The following is a 14,473-nucleotide window of genomic DNA, read 5'->3' on the forward strand; positions in this document are numbered from 1 at the left end:
CCGACCGACCCGCCTCCGACCGGCTCGGCCCCGCGTGACCCGGCTCCGCCCGACCCGGGGGCGGCCGGTCCGGTGGCGGTCGGTCCGGCCGCAGCGCCACCCCGGCATCCGGTGGACCCGGCGGTCGTGGTGGAGGAGTTGTGCGCCCGGATCGACCGCCTCGACCCGATGCTGCGGACCTTCACGCCGGAGCCCGGCCGCTACGCCCGCCTGGTCGCCGAGGCCCGCGCCCTGGCCTCGACCTCGGCCCTGACCCCGGCTCCGGCCCCGCATTCCGGCGGCCGGGACCGTCCCCTGTACGGCGTCCCGGTCGGCGTGAAGGACGTCCTGCACGTGGACGGACTCCCGACGCACGCCGGCTCAGCGCTGCCCCCCGGCGTGCTGGCCGGGCCGGAGGCGACGGCGGTGCGGCGGCTGCGCCGGGCGGGTGCGCTGATCGCGGGGAAGACCGTCACCTCCGAGTTCGCCCTCGGCGCTCCCGGACCGACCAGGAACCCGCACGACCCGGGCCGTACGCCCGGCGGATCCAGCAGCGGTTCGGCGGCAGCCGTGGCGGCCGGGCTGGTGCCGCTGGCCCTCGGCACCCAGACGCTCGGTTCGGTGATCCGCCCGGCCGCCTACTGCGGGGTGGTCGGCTTCCGCCCCAGCTACGGCCGGATCCCTCCGGACGGTCTGGTCGCCTGCGCCCCCAGCCTGGACACCGTCGGCGTGCTGGCCCGCGACCCGGCCGAGGCGGCCCGGGCGGCGGCCCTGCTCTGCGACGGCTGGCAGCCGCTGCCCGGGCCGGGCGGATTGCCCGCCCCGGTGCTGGGTGTCCCGCAGTCGTACCTGGCTCCGGTGGAGCCGGCTGCCCTGGCGGTCTTCGAAGCCGTCCTCGGCGGGCTCGGTCTGACGGTCCGCCGGCTGGACCCGCCCGGTGGCCTGGAGTCGGTCGTCGAGGCGGTCGAGGTGGTCACCCGGTACGAACTCGCCCGGGAGCACCGCGAGTTGTTCCAGCGCTTCGGCCGCTTGCTCCGTCCCGCGACGGCGGCGGCCATCCGGTACGGCCAGGAGATCACCACCCCCGAGTACGCCGCCGCCCTCCGCGACCTGGCCCGTCACCGCCGGCGTCTCGCCGAGCTGACCACTGCCGAGGGCATCGACCTCTGGGCCACCCCCGCGGCCACCGGCCCGCCCCCACCCGGCCTGGAATCCACCGGTGACCCCGTCATGTCCACCCCCTGGAGTGCTGCGGGCTGGCCCGCCGTCACCCTGCCCACCGCTCCCCTCGGCGACCTCCCCCTCGGCCTCCAACTCATCGCCCCGACCCTCCGGGACGAGCACCTCCTGGCCTGGGCGGCGGCGATCGCGCCCGGCACGGGCGGGCGGGCGGCCCCGGGGCGCGCGGGGGCCGGCTGACACCGGGCGTCCGGCGGCCGGGCCCGTCGGGGGTGGGTGCGGGGTGCCACCTCGCCGGCCGGTGGCCGATCACGCGCGCGGCACGCGGCGGGTGTACGCCTCCAGCCGTCCGGCGAGTGTGGGGCGGCCCGGCGGCCCGCGCCTACCGCTCGTGGCGAAGCCCCGCCCCGGGCCCGTCCAAGGCCCGTCGCGTGCGCTCCCGGCCACGTCCGCTCCGACCGCTGGCCGCTGAGGAGCCGTCAGCCCGAGGCCCGGTGAGAAAGGCCGTCGATCGACAGCACCCCCGGCCTGCCCTCTACCCTGGGGCCTGACGCGCAGTGAGGCGGGAACGAGGTGGGAGCAGTGGCCGACGGCCGGGTGCAGCGGGGGAACGAGACCCGTCGGGCGGTGCTCGGCCGGGCCGTGGAGGTGGCCTCGGTCGAGGGGCTGGGGGCACTGTCGATCGGCCGGCTCGCCACCGACCTCGGGCTGAGCAAGAGCGGGGTGTTCGCCGCCTTCGGGTCGAAGGAGGAGCTCCAGCTCTCCACCGTCCGGGCCGCCCGGCGGATCTTCTACGACGCCGTGATCGCCCCGAACGAATCCGCTCCGCCCGGCCTGCCGAAGCTGCGTGCCCTCTGCGCGAGCTGGGTCGGCTACGCCCGCGACCGGGTCTTCCCGGGCGGCTGCTTCTTCCAGTCGGTCTCGGCCGAGTTCAACACCCAGCCCGGCCCGATCCGGGACGCCCTCGCCGAGGCGGCCCGTGACTGGGAGGGGCTGCTGATCGAGCTGGTCCGGGCTGCCCGCGCGGCCGGTGAGCTGACCCCCGCCGCCGAGCCGGAGCAGCTCTCCTTCCTGCTGGTCGCCGCGATGGAGACCGCGAACGCCCAGAGCCTCCTGCTCGACGACCCGACCCGCTTCGACCGGGCCGCCGCCGCGATCGGCCAGACCCTGGACGCCTTCACCACCTGAGCCGCGCACCGCCACCGCCACCCCCACAGGCATCAGCATCGCTGCCACCCCGCCCTGCCCGATCCCAAAAACTGCACGAACGGTCGTGCTAATATTTCCCCAGAGAACGGCCGCACACCCATGTCGCGGCCCGACCGACCGGGGAGTGACCATGGGCCTGTCCACCGTCCTGATCCGCACCACCCTCGACGCCACGGCGGCCCTGTCGCCCCGGCTGGCCGGCCGCGCCGCCTTCGCCCTCTTCCTCCGCCCGCTCCGCCGCAGCCGCCTGCGCCCCGAGGAGCGCGAGACGCACGCCGCCGCCGTCACCGAGCGGCTCGACGTGCACGGCGCCGCCGTCACCGCCTACCGCTGGGGCGACGGCGAGCGCCCCGTGCTGCTGCTGCACGGCTGGCGGTCCCGCGCCTCCCGCTACGCCGCCCTGATACCGGGCCTGCGGGCGCTCGGCTTCACCGTGATCTCCTTCGACGCCCCCGGCCACGGCGAGTCGGCGGGCCGGACCACCACGATCCTCGACTACCGCGAGGCGATCCGTCAGCTGCACGACCGCTACGGCCCGTTCGAGGCCGTGGTGGCCCACTCGCTCTCGGTGGCGGCGGCCGTGCTCGCGCTGCGCGACACCGCCAAGGCGGGCCGGCTGGTCGCCCTCGCCGGTCCGGCCGAATTCGACCTCCTGCCCAGGGCGTTCACCGCCGGGCTGGGCCTGGGCGGCTGGGCCCTGCCGGAGCTGCGCCGCCGGATCACCGCCATGCTCCCGCCCGGCCTCGACTACCAGGGCCTCAGCCCGGCCCACCGCGCGGAGGAGCTCGCCCTTCCGGTGCTCCTGGTGCACGATCAGGACGACCGGGTCATCCCCTACGCCCAGGCCGAGCCGCTCCGTGCGGCCCACCAGCCCTACGGCGCCCGGCTGCTGACCACCCGTGGGCTCGGCCACAGCCGGGTGCTCTCCGAGCCGGCCGTCCTGGATAACGTCCTCGGCTTCCTCGCCGAGCCCATCCCGGCCCCGGCCCCCGTCCCGGCCCGCTGACGCGCGAACGGCGGCCCTCCCACGGGGGGAGGGCCGCCGTTCGCAGGTCGGCCGTCGCTACCGCGACGCGCCGTCAGCCGCCGCTCTTGCGACGGAAGTTCCGCTTGCCGCCGGCCGCCGCGTGGGTGCCGTGGATCTTCGACTCCCCGGCCTGACCGCCACCGGCACCGCCCTTGGCGCCCTGCTTGCGGGCGAGCGCGGCGAGGAACTTCGCCTTCTGGTCGTCGGGCTCGGCGACGGGCTCCTCGCCCGCCGTCGGCTCGACGGGTTCGGGTGTGGCGCTCATGTGTGACCTCCAGGAACCGGTACCGGTGTTACCGGCTCACCATGTCACGCCCCGGCCCCGCCGTCCGACCATTTCCACCGCGGCCACCCGCGCCGCCGGGCGCGTACCGGTCGTGGTGGCGCAGCCCGCCCCGCACCCGCCCCGCCCGCCTGGCACCCGTCCCGCCCGCTCAGTCCTGCCGGTCGCGGTAGTGCGGCCCGCCGATCAGGTAGAAGAGGGCGAGGGTCGGGAAGCCGATCGCGGCCACCAGCAGGACGAAGAACTCCAGCACCATCACGTCGGGCTCCCAGGAAAGCGGACGGACCAGGACATTCCCGACGCTATCCCGTCGGCACCCTGTCCGCTCGCCCGCTCCGCCGCCACACTGGCGGGATGCAGGTAGAGCTCGCGGGCGAACCGCAGAAGCCGGGCCGGGAGAGCGAGGACTTCGCCGCCGCCAGTCCGGAGGCACTGGTACTGCTGGACGGGTCGAGCAGCCCGGAGGACTTTGCCTCCGGCTGTCGGCACGGCACCCCCTGGTACGTCCGGCGCCTGGGCGTCCACCTCCTGGCCAGACTCACCGACCGGGCGGACCGCTCGATCGCCGAGTGCCTGGCCGACGCCATCGTCGAGACGGCCGCGCTGCACGGCGGCCGGTGCGACCTGGCCCACCCCAACACCCCGGCCGCCATGGTGGTGGCCGCCCGGCTGCACGGCAGCTCGCTGGAGTACCTGGTGCTCGGCGACTCGCTGCTGGTGCTCGACCTCAAGGACGCGCCGCCCCGGGTGATCGGCGACAACCAGCGCTTCCCCGGCGGGGAGCTGCTGCGCCGTCAGATCTGGTCCACCGTCCCGGGCTCGGCCGAACGCGCCGAGCTCCACCTTCGCTACGCCCAGGCCGTCCGGGCCGCCCGGAACACTGGCCACGGCCCCTGGATCGCCGCCGCCTCCCCGCGCGCGGCCGGCCATGCGGAGACCGGCTTCGTCCGCCTCACCGCCCTGCGCGCGGTCGCCGCCCTCAGCGACGGCGCCTCCCGCTGGACCGAGCGCTTCGGCCTGGGCAGCTGGTCCGACGCCGTCCACCTGCTGGCCGAGCAGGGCCCGGCCGAGCTCATCGCCCAGGTCCGCGCCACCGAGCACTCCGACGCCCACTGTCGCCGCTGGCCCCGGGGCAAGGCCCACGACGACGCCTCGGCCCTCTACGCCCGGATCTGACGGAACGCCGGAGGCCGGCCCCCTGTGGCAGGGGGCCGGCCTCCGGCGTGACGGCGGGTCAGTCGGTCGGCTGCCCGAAGGCGCCGGACTGGAAGTCCCGCATGGCCTGCTCCAGCTCGCGGTGGCTGTTCATCACGAACGGGCCGTAGTGGGCGACGGGCTCCCGGATCGGCTGCCCGCCCAGGATGATGACGTCCAGGTTGGGGTGCCGGGAGTCCTGCTTGGGGTCGGCCGCGATGGTCAGGGTGTCGCCCTCGCCGAAGACGGCGGCCTGGCCGGTGCGGATCGGGCGGCGCTCGGCGCCGACGGTGCCGTCGCCGTTGAGCACGTAGGCCAGCGCGTTGTAGTCCTTGCGCCAGGGGATGGTGAGCTCGGCGCCGGGGGTCACGGTGGCGTGCAGCAGGGTGATCGGGGTGTGGGTGATGCCGGGGCCCTCGTGGCCGTCGAGCTGACCGGCGATCAGGCGGAGCACGGTGCCGCCGTCCGGGGTGGTGAGCAGCTTGACGTGGCCGCCGTGGATGTCCTGGTAGCGGGGCTGGGTCATCTTGTCGGCGGCCGGCAGGTTCACCCAGAGCTGGATGCCGTGGAACAGGCCGCCGGTGAGCACCAGCGACTCCGGCGGGGTCTCGATGTGCAGGATGCCCGAGCCGGCCGTCATCCACTGGGTGTCACCGCCGCCGAGGTGTCCGCCGCCGCCGTGCGAGTCCTTGTGGATGAACTCGCCGTCGATCAGGTAGGTGACCGTCTCGAAGCCGCGGTGCGGGTGCCAGGGGGTGCCCTTGGGCTCCCCGGCGGCGTACTCCACCTCGCCCATCTGGTCCATCATGATGAACGGGTCGAGGTACTTCTGGTTGATCTTCGCGAAGGCCCGGCGGACCGGGAAGCCCTCGCCCTCGTAGCCCTCGGGGGCGGTGACCACCGTGAGCACCTGGCGGGGGGTGTGGGTCGCGGCGTCGGGGGTGGCGACGCGGGGGAGGGTCAGCGGGTTCTCGACGGTCACGGCGGGCATGTCGGCCTCCTTCTTCGGGGGTTCTCCGGCCTACGCGGACCAATGTAGTTCAATCCTCAACAACAAGCAAGTTGAAAGTTGAACCATTGGGTCATGGGTGCCCCGCGACGGGCGGGGGCGGAGCTCAGCCGTACATCCGGCGCATGGTGAAGTCGACCATCTGCTCCACCGCCTTGGCGTCGAACACCATCCGGTGCTCGCCCTCCATGTCCAGTGCGAAGCCGTACCCGGTGGGCAGCAGGTCGAGCACCTCGGCGCCGGTCACGCTGAAGTGCTTGGAGTCCTTGCCGGCGTACCGGCGCAGCTCCTTGAGCGAGCTGAACATCGGGATCACCGGGGTCGGCGTGTTGTGCAGTGCCAGGAAGCCCGGACGGTCGCCGCGCGGGCAGTGCACCTTCGAGGTGATGAAGATGGCCTGGAAGTCCTCCACCGGCATCGCGCCGGTGGTGAAGGCCCGCACCGCGTCCGCGAGGGATGGCGGGGAGGGTTCCGGGTAGAGAGACTGCTGGGGGGCGGCCTGCGGCGGCTGTTCGCCGTACTGGCCTGGGCCCGGCATGCCGTTCATCCCCTGCTGCTGGGCGTGCTGCTGCTGCGCCTGCTGCTGGTAGGGATCGCCCTGGTACCCGGTCTGCTCGTAGCCGTACACGGGGTCAAGGTTATCGGCGGACGTGACCCTGTTCATAGCCCTTTCGGCTCCGGGGGCTTGAACATGTTACTTATGAGTAGCATCATGGTGCCTACTGGTGGGTAAGTGGGGCGCTCGAACGCGGCGGACCCCCGGAAGCGACGAACCGGAGAAACGGTCATGGGTCACTACAAGTCCAACCTGCGCGACGTGGAGTTCAACCTCTTCGAGGTGTTCGGCCGCGACCAGGTGTACGGCACCGGTCCGTTCGCCGACATGGACGTCGAGACCGCGAAGAACATCCTCAGCGAGATCTCCCGGCTGGCCGAGAACGACCTGGCCGCCTCCTTCGCCGACGCCGACCGCAACCCGCCGGTCTTCGACCCGGAGACCAACACCGCGCCGGTCCCGGCCACCTTCAAGAAGAGCTACCAGGCGTACATGGACGCCGAGTGGTGGCGCCTGGGCATCCCGGAGGGCATCGGGGGCCAGGTCACCCCGTCCTCGCTGATCTGGGCCTACGCGGAGCAGATCCTCGGCTCCAACCCCGCCATCTGGATGTACTCCTCCGGCCCGGCCTTCGCCGGCGTCGTCTACGACGAGGGCACCGAGGAGCAGCAGAAGGTCGCCAAGCACATGGTCGAGCGCCAGTGGGGCGCCACCATGGTGCTGACCGAGCCGGACGCCGGTTCGGACGTCGGCGCCGGCCGCACCAAGGCGATCAAGCAGGAGGACGGCTCCTGGCACATCGAGGGCGTCAAGCGCTTCATCACCTCGGGCGAGCACGACATGTCCGAGAACATCATCCACCTGGTGCTGGCCCGCCCCGAGGGCGGCAAGCCGGGCACCAAGGGCCTGGGCCTGTACATCGTGCCGAAGTTCGACTTCGACTGGGAGACCGGCGAGCTCGGCGAGCGCAACGGCGCCTACGCGACCAACGTCGAGCACAAGATGGGCCTCAAGGCGTCCAACACCTGCGAGATGACCTTCGGCGCCAAGCACCCCGCCAAGGGCTGGCTGGTCGGCGAGACCGTCGACGGCATCCGCCAGATGTTCAAGATCATCGAGTTCGCCCGGATGATGGTCGGCACGAAGGCCATCGCCACCCTCTCCACCGGCTACCTGAACGCGCTGGAGTACGCCAAGGAGCGCGTGCAGGGCGCCGACATCTCGCAGTTCCTGGACAAGACCGCGCCGCGCGTCACCATCACCCACCACCCGGACGTGCGCCGCTCGCTGCTGACCCAGAAGGCGTACGCCGAGGGCATGCGCGCCCTGGTGCTCTACACCGCCTCGGTCCAGGACGACGTGGTCGCCGCCCGCCTGCGCGGTGAGCACGACGACGCCGCCGAGCGGCTGAACGACCTGCTGCTCCCGATCGTCAAGGGCTACGGCTCGGAGAAGTCCTACGAGCAGCTCGCCCAGTCCCTGCAGACCTTCGGCGGCTCCGGCTTCCTGCAGGAGTACCCGATCGAGCAGTACATCCGCGACGCCAAGATCGACACCCTGTACGAGGGCACCACCGCCATCCAGGGCCTGGACTTCTTCTTCCGGAAGATCGTCAAGGACGGCGGCCAGGCGCTCACCGTGGTCTCCGAGCAGATCAAGAAGTTCCTGGCCAGCGGCGAGGGCGGCGAGGCCCTGGCGGCCGAGCGCGAGCTGCTCGGCAAGGCGGCCGGTGACCTGGAGGCGATCGTCGGCAAGCTGCTGGCCGACCTCTCCTCGGTCGAGCAGGACGTCAAGAACATGTACAAGGTGGGCCAGAACACCACGCGCCTGCTGATGGCCTCGGGCGACGTGGTGGTCGGCTGGCTGCTGCTCCGTCAGGGCGCCGTCGCGCTGGCCAAGCTGGAGGCCGGCGCCTCGGAGAAGGACGTGGCGTTCTACCAGGGCAAGGTCGCGGCCGCGAAGTTCTTCGCCCGCAACGTGCTGCCGACCGTCACCCCGCAGCGCCTGATCGCCGAGGGCATCGACAACGAGCTCATGGAGCTGGCGGAGGAGGCGTTCTAGCCTCCGCCCCGATGACTGCCTGACACACCCTCACACTGCGGGGCCCGGTCCGATCGGACCGGGCCCCGCAGTGCGTCCGGACGCTCCGTCAGCCGCTGCGCAGCGCCTTGAGCGGGTCGGTGCGGGCCGCCCGGACGGACGGGTACAGCCCGGCGAGGATGCCGGTCACGCTGCCGATCAGCGGGGCGGGCAGGGTGGCGGCCGGGTGCATCACGGCCGTCCAGTCCCGGGCGGCCGCCACCGCCAGCACGGTCAGCACGCCGATGCTGGTGCCGACCAGGCCGCCGAGGGTGCCGAGCACGGTCGACTCGGTGAGGAACTGGGCCGCGATGTGCCGGGTCCTGGCCCCGAGCGCGCGGCGCAGGCCGATCTCCTCGGTGCGCTCCAGCACCGCCACCAGGGTGGTGTTGGCGATGCCCACCGCGCCCACCAGCAGGCAGATCCCGGCCAGCGCGAGGAACAGCCCGGTCAGGTCGGAGGTCACCCGGTCGCGCAGGCCGTGCGGGTCGGGCGGCGGGGTGACGGTGAAGGAGGCGGGGGAGTCCGGGCGCAGGGCGGTCGCGACCTGCGCGGCCACCACCGTGGCGGCGCCGGTGCGGGTGGCCACCAGGCCCTGGGCACTGCGGTCGGGCTCGGTGCCGGGGTTGCCGTACCGCTCCAGCGCCGTGCCGGCCGGGACGATCACCCCGAGCAGGGTGGCGGGCAGCCGCTGGACGTCCGAGTAGATCCCGATCACCGTGTACGGCAGCCCGTCCAGGAAGACGGACGGCTGCACGTCCAGTCGGCTCACCCCGAGCCGCTTGGCGGCGGCCTGGCTGAGCAGCACCACCGGCTGCGCGGTCCGGTGGGCGAAGGCGTCCAGGGTCACGCCGCCCACCAGGGTGGGCGCCATCGCGGCGACCGCGCCGGGGGTGGCGGCGAAGACGGTGAGACCGGTGCCGGCGCCCTGCGCCTCGGTGGGACGGGCCGAGAGCACCGGGTTGACGGGGAGCGGCCACCAGACGCCGCCCGCGGTGACGCCGTCGATCCGGGAGAGCCTGGCGTCCGCGTCCTCGGGGAAGCTCGGTGGCGGGTTGGACCCCGGGCGGACGCCGTCCGTCCGGGGGCGGTCGGCGATGTTCACGGTGGTGGCCCTGGTGAGGTCGAACTGCTCGCCGATCTGGCCGGAGGCGGTCGCGGTCAGGCCCAGCACCGCCACGAAGGCGCCGATGCCGAGCACCGTCCCCAGCATGGTGAGGACGGACCGGCCGGGGCGCTGGAGGATGCCGGCCAGGGCCTCGGCGCACAGGTCCCGCAGGCCGAGCCGGGAGCCCGGCTCCGGCAGCACGTGACGGGCCATCAGCGCGCCACCTCCGAGGTCTCGGACAGCACGCCGTCCCGGATCGCCACCTGCCGGCCGGCCCGGGCCGCCACCGCCGGGTCGTGGGTGATGACCACCAACGTGTAGCCCTGGCCGTGCAGCTCGTCGAACTGCGCGAGCACCGCCTCGGCGTTGGCGGAGTCCAGGTTCCCGGTCGGTTCGTCGCAGAGCAGCAGACTGGGCCGGTTCACCAGGGCCCGGGCGACGGCGACCCGCTGGCGCTCGCCGCCGGACATGGTGGTCGGCAGCGCGTCCAGCCGGTGGCCGAGCCCGACCAGCCGCAGTGCCTCCCGGGCCGCCGCGGCCCGCGCGGCACGGGGCACCCGGTTGTAGACCTGGGCCAGCACCACGTTCTCCTCGGCGGTGCGGTGCGGCAGCAGGTGGAAGGACTGGAAGACGAAGCCGATCCGGCGCCCGCGCAGCGTGGACCGGTCGCGGTCGCGCAGCGCCCCGGTGTCGATGCCGTCGAGCTCGTACCGCCCCTCGGTGGGGGTGTCGAGCAGGCCGAGCAGGTGCAGCAGGGTGGACTTCCCCGAGCCCGAGGGGCCGGTGACGGAGACGTACTCGCCCTGGCGGACCGTCAGGTCGGCGGGTCGGAGCGCGACCACGGGCGGCTGCCCGGCGAAGCTGCGGCCGACACCGGCCAGCCGGATGACGGGGGGTCCGGCCTCGGCCGTCCCGGTGCCCGGGCTCACGAGCCGACCACCACCTGGTCGCCGGGCTTCAGGGCACCCTCGATGTTCGGGACGACGCCGACCAGGCCGTCGGCGGTGACACCGGTGGTGACCGACACGTCGGTCCGCAGACCGCCGGCCCCCACGGTGGTGACGGCGGTCCGTCCGGCCGCGTCGGTGAAGACCGCCGCCACCGGGACGGCGGTGACCGGCTGGACGGTGGTGTCCTTGAGGATGGTGAGCCGGACGTTCCGGCCGCTCAGCGCGGGCGGCAGCGGGGTGTCGGGGGTCACGGTGACCGGGATGTACGAGGGCCCGGCCGGGGCCCCGCCGCCCTGGGCCGGTGCCGGGGCGGCGCCGGCGTTCTGACCGGCGGCGGCCCCGCCGAGCGGGATCACCTTGCCGGCCGGCGGGGTGGTGGTCGGCGCACCCAGCTCGGCGACCTTGCCGGTGAGCTTGGTGCCGGTCTCCTCGTCCAGGACCTCGACCGCCATGCCGGCCTTGACCGCAGCCGCCTGGGCGGGGGTCAGCTGGCCCGTGACGGTCAGTCCGCCGCTGGTGAGCGAGAGCAGGGTGCCCGACACCGGGGCCCCGACCGAGCCGTTCACAGCCGTGACGGTGGCCGGCAGGGCGGGCAGGAAGACCACGTGGGCGGCCGGCACCATCGGGCCGTTCACCGCCACGGCCCGGGCCAGTGCCGCCTGGTCGGCCGTCAACTGCCGCTTGGCGGCGGTGATCTGCTGGTCGAGGCCGGCTCCGGTGGCCGGCCGGACGGCCGTGCTCCCGGCCGGCTGGTCGGGCGGCGTGGCTGGGGGCTGACCGGCGTTCTTCTGGGCCTGGAGGCCCTCCAGGGTCTGCCGGTCGGTGTCCACCGTCTTCTGGGCGGCGTCCACCGCCTGCTGGGTGGCGGCTCCGGTGACCGGCACCGGGTAGCCGAGCGCGCGGTAGAAGCCGGTCACCGCCTGCTTGGTCCCGGGGCCGAAGACGCCCCTCTCGTCGGAGCCGCTCGGGTACCCCAACTCCTTCAGGGCATCCTGGAGTTCGATGACGTCCGGGCCGCTGGCGCCCGGCTTCAGGTCGCGGTAGGCGGGCACCGCGCCCTTCAACACGTACAGCGGCTGCCCGGAGACCTCGGCGAGCAGCCGGCCGCTGGAGACCCCGTCACCGGCCTTGCCGTTCAGCTTCGACAGGAACAGCTGGGTCACCTCGGTGGAGGCGGCGGTGGGCACCACGTCGTACCTGGTCGGCGGGTACACCGAGGCCCGGGCGGTCACCGAGGGGTTCAGTGCCCGGCTGACCACCGAGGCGGTGAGCAGGGTCCTGGGCGGCGGGGCCGTCCGGGCGGCGCGCTCCGCCGGGGACTTGACCAGGGTGGTGGCCGCCAGCCCTCCGGTCGACAGCACGGCGGAGACCACCGCGACCACCAGCACCACCCGCTGCCGCCGGGCCGACCGCGACCGCCCCGGGGCCGGAGCCTGCGGCTGCTCGCCGTCCTCGGCGACGTTCCGGAGGTTCTTCCTACGCATCACGAGCACCGTCGTCCCCCCGTGCGGCCGCGGTCGAGTGCGCGCGCCGTCCCGGGTGAATTGTTGTTGATGGCCGGTCAGTTGGGGTGGGAATTCGCGGACTCAGCCGACTGCAGGTGCCGCGGCGGTGAGCTCGGCGGCCTTGCGGAGCATGTCGTCGGTGCGCTGCTTGTAGGCCGTGAGCTTGGCCGCGTTGGCCTCGACGTACCGCTTCGCGTAGGCGGTCTGGACGGCCACCGCGATGCCCACCGTGTTGTGGGCGAGCTTGCAGGCGATGTCCGCGGAGGCGGTCGCGATCTCCTGCGGGCTCGGCTGGGCGGTCTGCTGCTGCCAGGCGGGGTCGCCGATCGCCGCGCCGGGGTCCTTGTACTCGAACCCCTTCTCCTTCATGCAGGCGGACCACTTGGCGAAGGCGTCCACCAGCCGGGGGTCACCGGCGGGGACCTTCGGGCCGCCTTCGGGCAGGTCGCCGGTGTCGGGGTTGGGAGTGGCCCCGCCGAGCGCCTCGCGGCTCTTCTGCTGGCACCCGCCCGCCGGGACGGGCTTGCCGTCCAGGGTGGTCACCGGCTGGCCGGTTCTGGGGTCGGCCCCGGTGAGCGCGATGTGGTTCCGATCGGCCGTGGCCTCGTCCAAGGGGGCGCCGGGCGGGGGAGGGGTCGCGTTCCGTACCGCCGCGTACCCCTTGGACCCGGCGTTCGCCACGTCGAAGTAGCCGTAGACCAGACTGCGCGTCAGGCGTCCGGCCACCATGTCCTCCAGGCCGACCAGCACGGTCGGCCGGCCGGTGAGTCCGTACCCGCGCAGGCACTCCGCGGCGAGCAGGTCCTGGGCCTTGACGATCTGCCGGACCTGGGCCGTGGTGACCAGGTAGTCGTCGATCGGCAGCGCGATCTGGCCGGGCTCCGTGATGGTCGCGACCGTCCCGAGGGCCGGCGGCGGCTCGGCGGGCCGGTCCGCTCCGGAGCTGCTGCAGCCGGCTGCGGTCAGGACGGCCAGGGCCGCGGTGATCACTCGGACTCGGGTCGCCACAACTGTGTCCTCTCGTCTCGCTGTTCGACGGGTGCTGCCGGAACCGGCGGGCGCGGTGGCGCCCGCCGGCCCCGTCGGATCAGCGACCGGTGATGTTGATCCAGGTCACCTTGATCTTCGGGTTGTAGTTCGACTGCACCCAGCTTGCCTGGTAGGCCTGGTAGCCGTAGCCGTTCTGGGTGAAGTTGAAGTACCCGCTGTTGTTGCCGGAGTTGATTTGGTAGACGTCGTAGATCGCCACGCTGGTCGAGCCGTTGTCGGCGAAGCAGACCTTCGGCGGGTAGTTCCACAGGGTGAAGAAGTCCGAGCGGGCGTTGCAGGTGTTGGTGTCGACCCGGTAGATCGCTGCCGCCGGGCCCGCGGTGGCCAGGGTGAGGGCCAGAGTGGCGGTGCCGGCCAGGGCCAGCCCGGCGATGCGCTTGCGAAGTGCCATGATGGGGACAGCTCCTTGGTTCGTTCCACTGGTGTGGCTGATGACCGTGCTGTGGTGCGACGGAGTCATGCGCGGCGGTCCCGTCCTGGACGACGGGGCCGCCGTTGCGTAGGCCCTGAGCGGGCCGCGCCGGAGTTGATCCTCTGTCAGGTCGGGGCCGTGCGGACAGGAACTTCGACCGGAAGTTCTCCGGGCCGTGCGACCCGGAGCCCACCCCGCGGCGGTCTGTCCCATTGGCCCCCGTATGGCGTGGTGACGTGCATCACAATGCCCTTGTGTGGTGGGCGGGTTACCTATGGTGAGGGAGAAGCGGATTCATCTGCGCCCGGGGGGGAACGGATTGATGCACGAGTCGGAGGAGCGGTTCGGCCGACTACTGCGCAGGCTGAGGGAGGCCGCCGCGCTGAGCCAGGAGGAGCTCGCCGACCGTTCGGGGCTCAGCGCCCGGGCGATCGGGAACCTGGAGCGCGGGCGGAGCCGGCCTCGGGCGGGTTCGGTGCGGCAGATCGTGGTGGCGCTCGGCCTGGACGGGACGGCTGCGGTGGCGATGACCGTGGCGGCCGGGTCGGCGGACTGGCCGTGGGCGGGGCCGTTGGCGGACTCGGCGGGCTCGGCGGGCTCGGTGGGCGGTCGGGTGCCGGTCCAACGGGACGGCAGGGAGGGGCGGTTGTCCGACACCGAGGCCCTGCTGCTGCTGGAGGTGCTCGGCGGGGTGGACCCGGGCGGCTGGGACCCGGAGGTGCGGAACGCGCTGCTGAGGGCCTGCGCGGGCTCCGCGGCGGCGGTGCGGGTGGCCGGCGCCGTGCTGGCCGTCGAACCGGACCTGCCGCTGCGTGAACTGGCCCGGCGGCTGGACGGCCGCTGCGTGCTCTCCTGAGGCGGGAGCGACGGATTCCGGGGAGCGGACTGAGGGAAACGCAACGAGCGCTTCACCGTTGTGTCACCGTTGTTGAG

At 73.5% G+C, this 14,473-nt stretch carries 14 protein-coding genes; 6 read left to right on the forward strand and 8 right to left on the reverse strand.

Translation table 11 applies throughout. From position 1 onward, the window contains the following. Nucleotides 1-111: 111 nt before the first annotated feature. From ACIRBX_RS07265 to ACIRBX_RS07275, 3 genes are all read left to right on the forward strand, one after another. Nucleotides 112-1,398, forward strand: coding sequence for an amidase (locus tag ACIRBX_RS07265; protein WP_402294278.1), 1,287 nt, complete (start codon nucleotides 112-114; stop codon nucleotides 1,396-1,398). 333 nt (nucleotides 1,399-1,731) lie between these two features. Continuing rightward, on the forward strand, nucleotides 1,732-2,346 hold the full coding sequence (locus ACIRBX_RS07270; RefSeq protein ID WP_402294280.1) for a TetR/AcrR family transcriptional regulator: 615 nt from the start codon (nucleotides 1,732-1,734) through the stop codon (nucleotides 2,344-2,346). 151 nt (nucleotides 2,347-2,497) lie between these two features. Next, the gene (locus ACIRBX_RS07275; protein ID WP_402294282.1) at nucleotides 2,498-3,373 is read left to right on the forward strand and encodes an alpha/beta fold hydrolase; all 876 of its coding nucleotides are present in this window, start codon (nucleotides 2,498-2,500) and stop codon (nucleotides 3,371-3,373) included. Between the two features lie 73 nt (nucleotides 3,374-3,446). On the opposite strand, the gene ACIRBX_RS07280 is transcribed toward ACIRBX_RS07275, so the two are convergent. Then, nucleotides 3,447-3,659, reverse strand: coding sequence for a DUF5302 domain-containing protein (locus tag ACIRBX_RS07280; RefSeq protein ID WP_402294284.1), 213 nt, complete (start codon nucleotides 3,657-3,659; stop codon nucleotides 3,447-3,449). A gap of 372 nt (nucleotides 3,660-4,031) precedes the next feature. Here ACIRBX_RS07280 and ACIRBX_RS07285 point away from each other — a divergent pair, with 372 nt between their 5' ends. Then, nucleotides 4,032-4,853: an integrase gene (locus tag ACIRBX_RS07285; protein WP_402294286.1), complete on the forward strand. Its 822-nt coding sequence runs from the start codon at nucleotides 4,032-4,034 to the stop codon at nucleotides 4,851-4,853. A gap of 58 nt (nucleotides 4,854-4,911) precedes the next feature. Here the strand turns inward: ACIRBX_RS07285 and ACIRBX_RS07290 are convergent, their stop codons facing one another. Together ACIRBX_RS07290 and ACIRBX_RS07295 are read right to left on the reverse strand one after the other, a co-directional pair. Continuing rightward, nucleotides 4,912-5,862 carry a pirin family protein gene (locus ACIRBX_RS07290; RefSeq protein ID WP_402294288.1) on the reverse strand — a complete coding sequence of 317 codons (951 nt, stop codon included), beginning with the start codon at nucleotides 5,860-5,862 and terminating at the stop codon, nucleotides 4,912-4,914. Between the two features lie 124 nt (nucleotides 5,863-5,986). Continuing rightward, nucleotides 5,987-6,508: an SseB family protein gene (locus ACIRBX_RS07295; RefSeq protein WP_380149505.1), complete on the reverse strand. Its 522-nt coding sequence runs from the start codon at nucleotides 6,506-6,508 to the stop codon at nucleotides 5,987-5,989. Nucleotides 6,509-6,667: 159 nt separating this feature from the next. Here ACIRBX_RS07295 and ACIRBX_RS07300 point away from each other — a divergent pair, with 159 nt between their 5' ends. Next, nucleotides 6,668-8,497, forward strand: a complete 1,830-nt coding sequence (locus ACIRBX_RS07300) for an acyl-CoA dehydrogenase (protein ID WP_402294290.1) — start codon at nucleotides 6,668-6,670, stop codon at nucleotides 8,495-8,497. 88 nt (nucleotides 8,498-8,585) lie between these two features. Here ACIRBX_RS07300 and ACIRBX_RS07305 read toward each other — a convergent pair whose 3' ends face one another. From ACIRBX_RS07305 to ACIRBX_RS07325, 5 genes are all read right to left on the reverse strand, one after another. Further along, nucleotides 8,586-9,836, reverse strand: coding sequence for an ABC transporter permease (locus tag ACIRBX_RS07305; RefSeq protein WP_402294292.1), 1,251 nt, complete (start codon nucleotides 9,834-9,836; stop codon nucleotides 8,586-8,588). After that, nucleotides 9,836-10,552 carry an ABC transporter ATP-binding protein gene (locus tag ACIRBX_RS07310; protein ID WP_402294294.1) on the reverse strand — a complete coding sequence of 239 codons (717 nt, stop codon included), beginning with the start codon at nucleotides 10,550-10,552 and terminating at the stop codon, nucleotides 9,836-9,838. The genes ACIRBX_RS07305 and ACIRBX_RS07310 overlap by 1 nt, the downstream gene beginning before the upstream one ends. After that, nucleotides 10,549-12,057 (reverse strand): peptidoglycan-binding protein, encoded by a 1,509-nt coding sequence (locus tag ACIRBX_RS07315; RefSeq protein ID WP_402294296.1) that lies wholly within the window; start codon nucleotides 12,055-12,057, stop codon nucleotides 10,549-10,551. The genes ACIRBX_RS07310 and ACIRBX_RS07315 overlap by 4 nt, the downstream gene beginning before the upstream one ends. Nucleotides 12,058-12,159: 102 nt before the next feature. Then, nucleotides 12,160-13,086 (reverse strand): hypothetical protein, encoded by a 927-nt coding sequence (locus ACIRBX_RS07320; protein WP_402294298.1) that lies wholly within the window; start codon nucleotides 13,084-13,086, stop codon nucleotides 12,160-12,162. Nucleotides 13,087-13,165: 79 nt separating this feature from the next. After that, complete coding sequence (locus ACIRBX_RS07325) at nucleotides 13,166-13,519, reverse strand: beta/gamma crystallin domain-containing protein (RefSeq protein WP_402294299.1); 354 nt, start codon at nucleotides 13,517-13,519, stop codon at nucleotides 13,166-13,168. Nucleotides 13,520-13,862: 343 nt separating this feature from the next. Here ACIRBX_RS07325 and ACIRBX_RS07330 point away from each other — a divergent pair, with 343 nt between their 5' ends. Then, nucleotides 13,863-14,396 carry a helix-turn-helix domain-containing protein gene (locus tag ACIRBX_RS07330; protein WP_402294301.1) on the forward strand — a complete coding sequence of 178 codons (534 nt, stop codon included), beginning with the start codon at nucleotides 13,863-13,865 and terminating at the stop codon, nucleotides 14,394-14,396. The last annotated feature ends 77 nt before the right edge of the window (nucleotides 14,397-14,473 follow it).

This window comes from Kitasatospora sp. NPDC096147 (genome assembly GCF_044763225.1).
GTDB lineage: Bacteria > Actinomycetota > Actinomycetes > Streptomycetales > Streptomycetaceae > Kitasatospora.

Bases quoted from the DNA above. Each gene is read 5' to 3' on its own strand.
- ACIRBX_RS07330 (WP_402294301.1), top strand. From the start codon at position 13,863: ATGCACGAGTCGGAGGAGCGGTTCGGCCGACTACTGCGCAGGCTGAGG.
- ACIRBX_RS07305 (WP_402294292.1), bottom strand. From the start codon at position 9,836: ATGGCCCGTCACGTGCTGCCGGAGCCGGGCTCCCGGCTCGGCCTGCGG.
- ACIRBX_RS07280 (WP_402294284.1), bottom strand. From the start codon at position 3,659: ATGAGCGCCACACCCGAACCCGTCGAGCCGACGGCGGGCGAGGAGCCC.
- ACIRBX_RS07285 (WP_402294286.1), top strand. From the start codon at position 4,032: ATGCAGGTAGAGCTCGCGGGCGAACCGCAGAAGCCGGGCCGGGAGAGC.
- ACIRBX_RS07300 (WP_402294290.1), top strand. From the start codon at position 6,668: ATGGGTCACTACAAGTCCAACCTGCGCGACGTGGAGTTCAACCTCTTC.
- ACIRBX_RS07315 (WP_402294296.1), bottom strand. From the start codon at position 12,057: ATGCGTAGGAAGAACCTCCGGAACGTCGCCGAGGACGGCGAGCAGCCG.
- ACIRBX_RS07325 (WP_402294299.1), bottom strand. From the start codon at position 13,519: ATGGCACTTCGCAAGCGCATCGCCGGGCTGGCCCTGGCCGGCACCGCC.
- ACIRBX_RS07290 (WP_402294288.1), bottom strand. From the start codon at position 5,862: ATGCCCGCCGTGACCGTCGAGAACCCGCTGACCCTCCCCCGCGTCGCC.
- ACIRBX_RS07275 (WP_402294282.1), top strand. From the start codon at position 2,498: ATGGGCCTGTCCACCGTCCTGATCCGCACCACCCTCGACGCCACGGCG.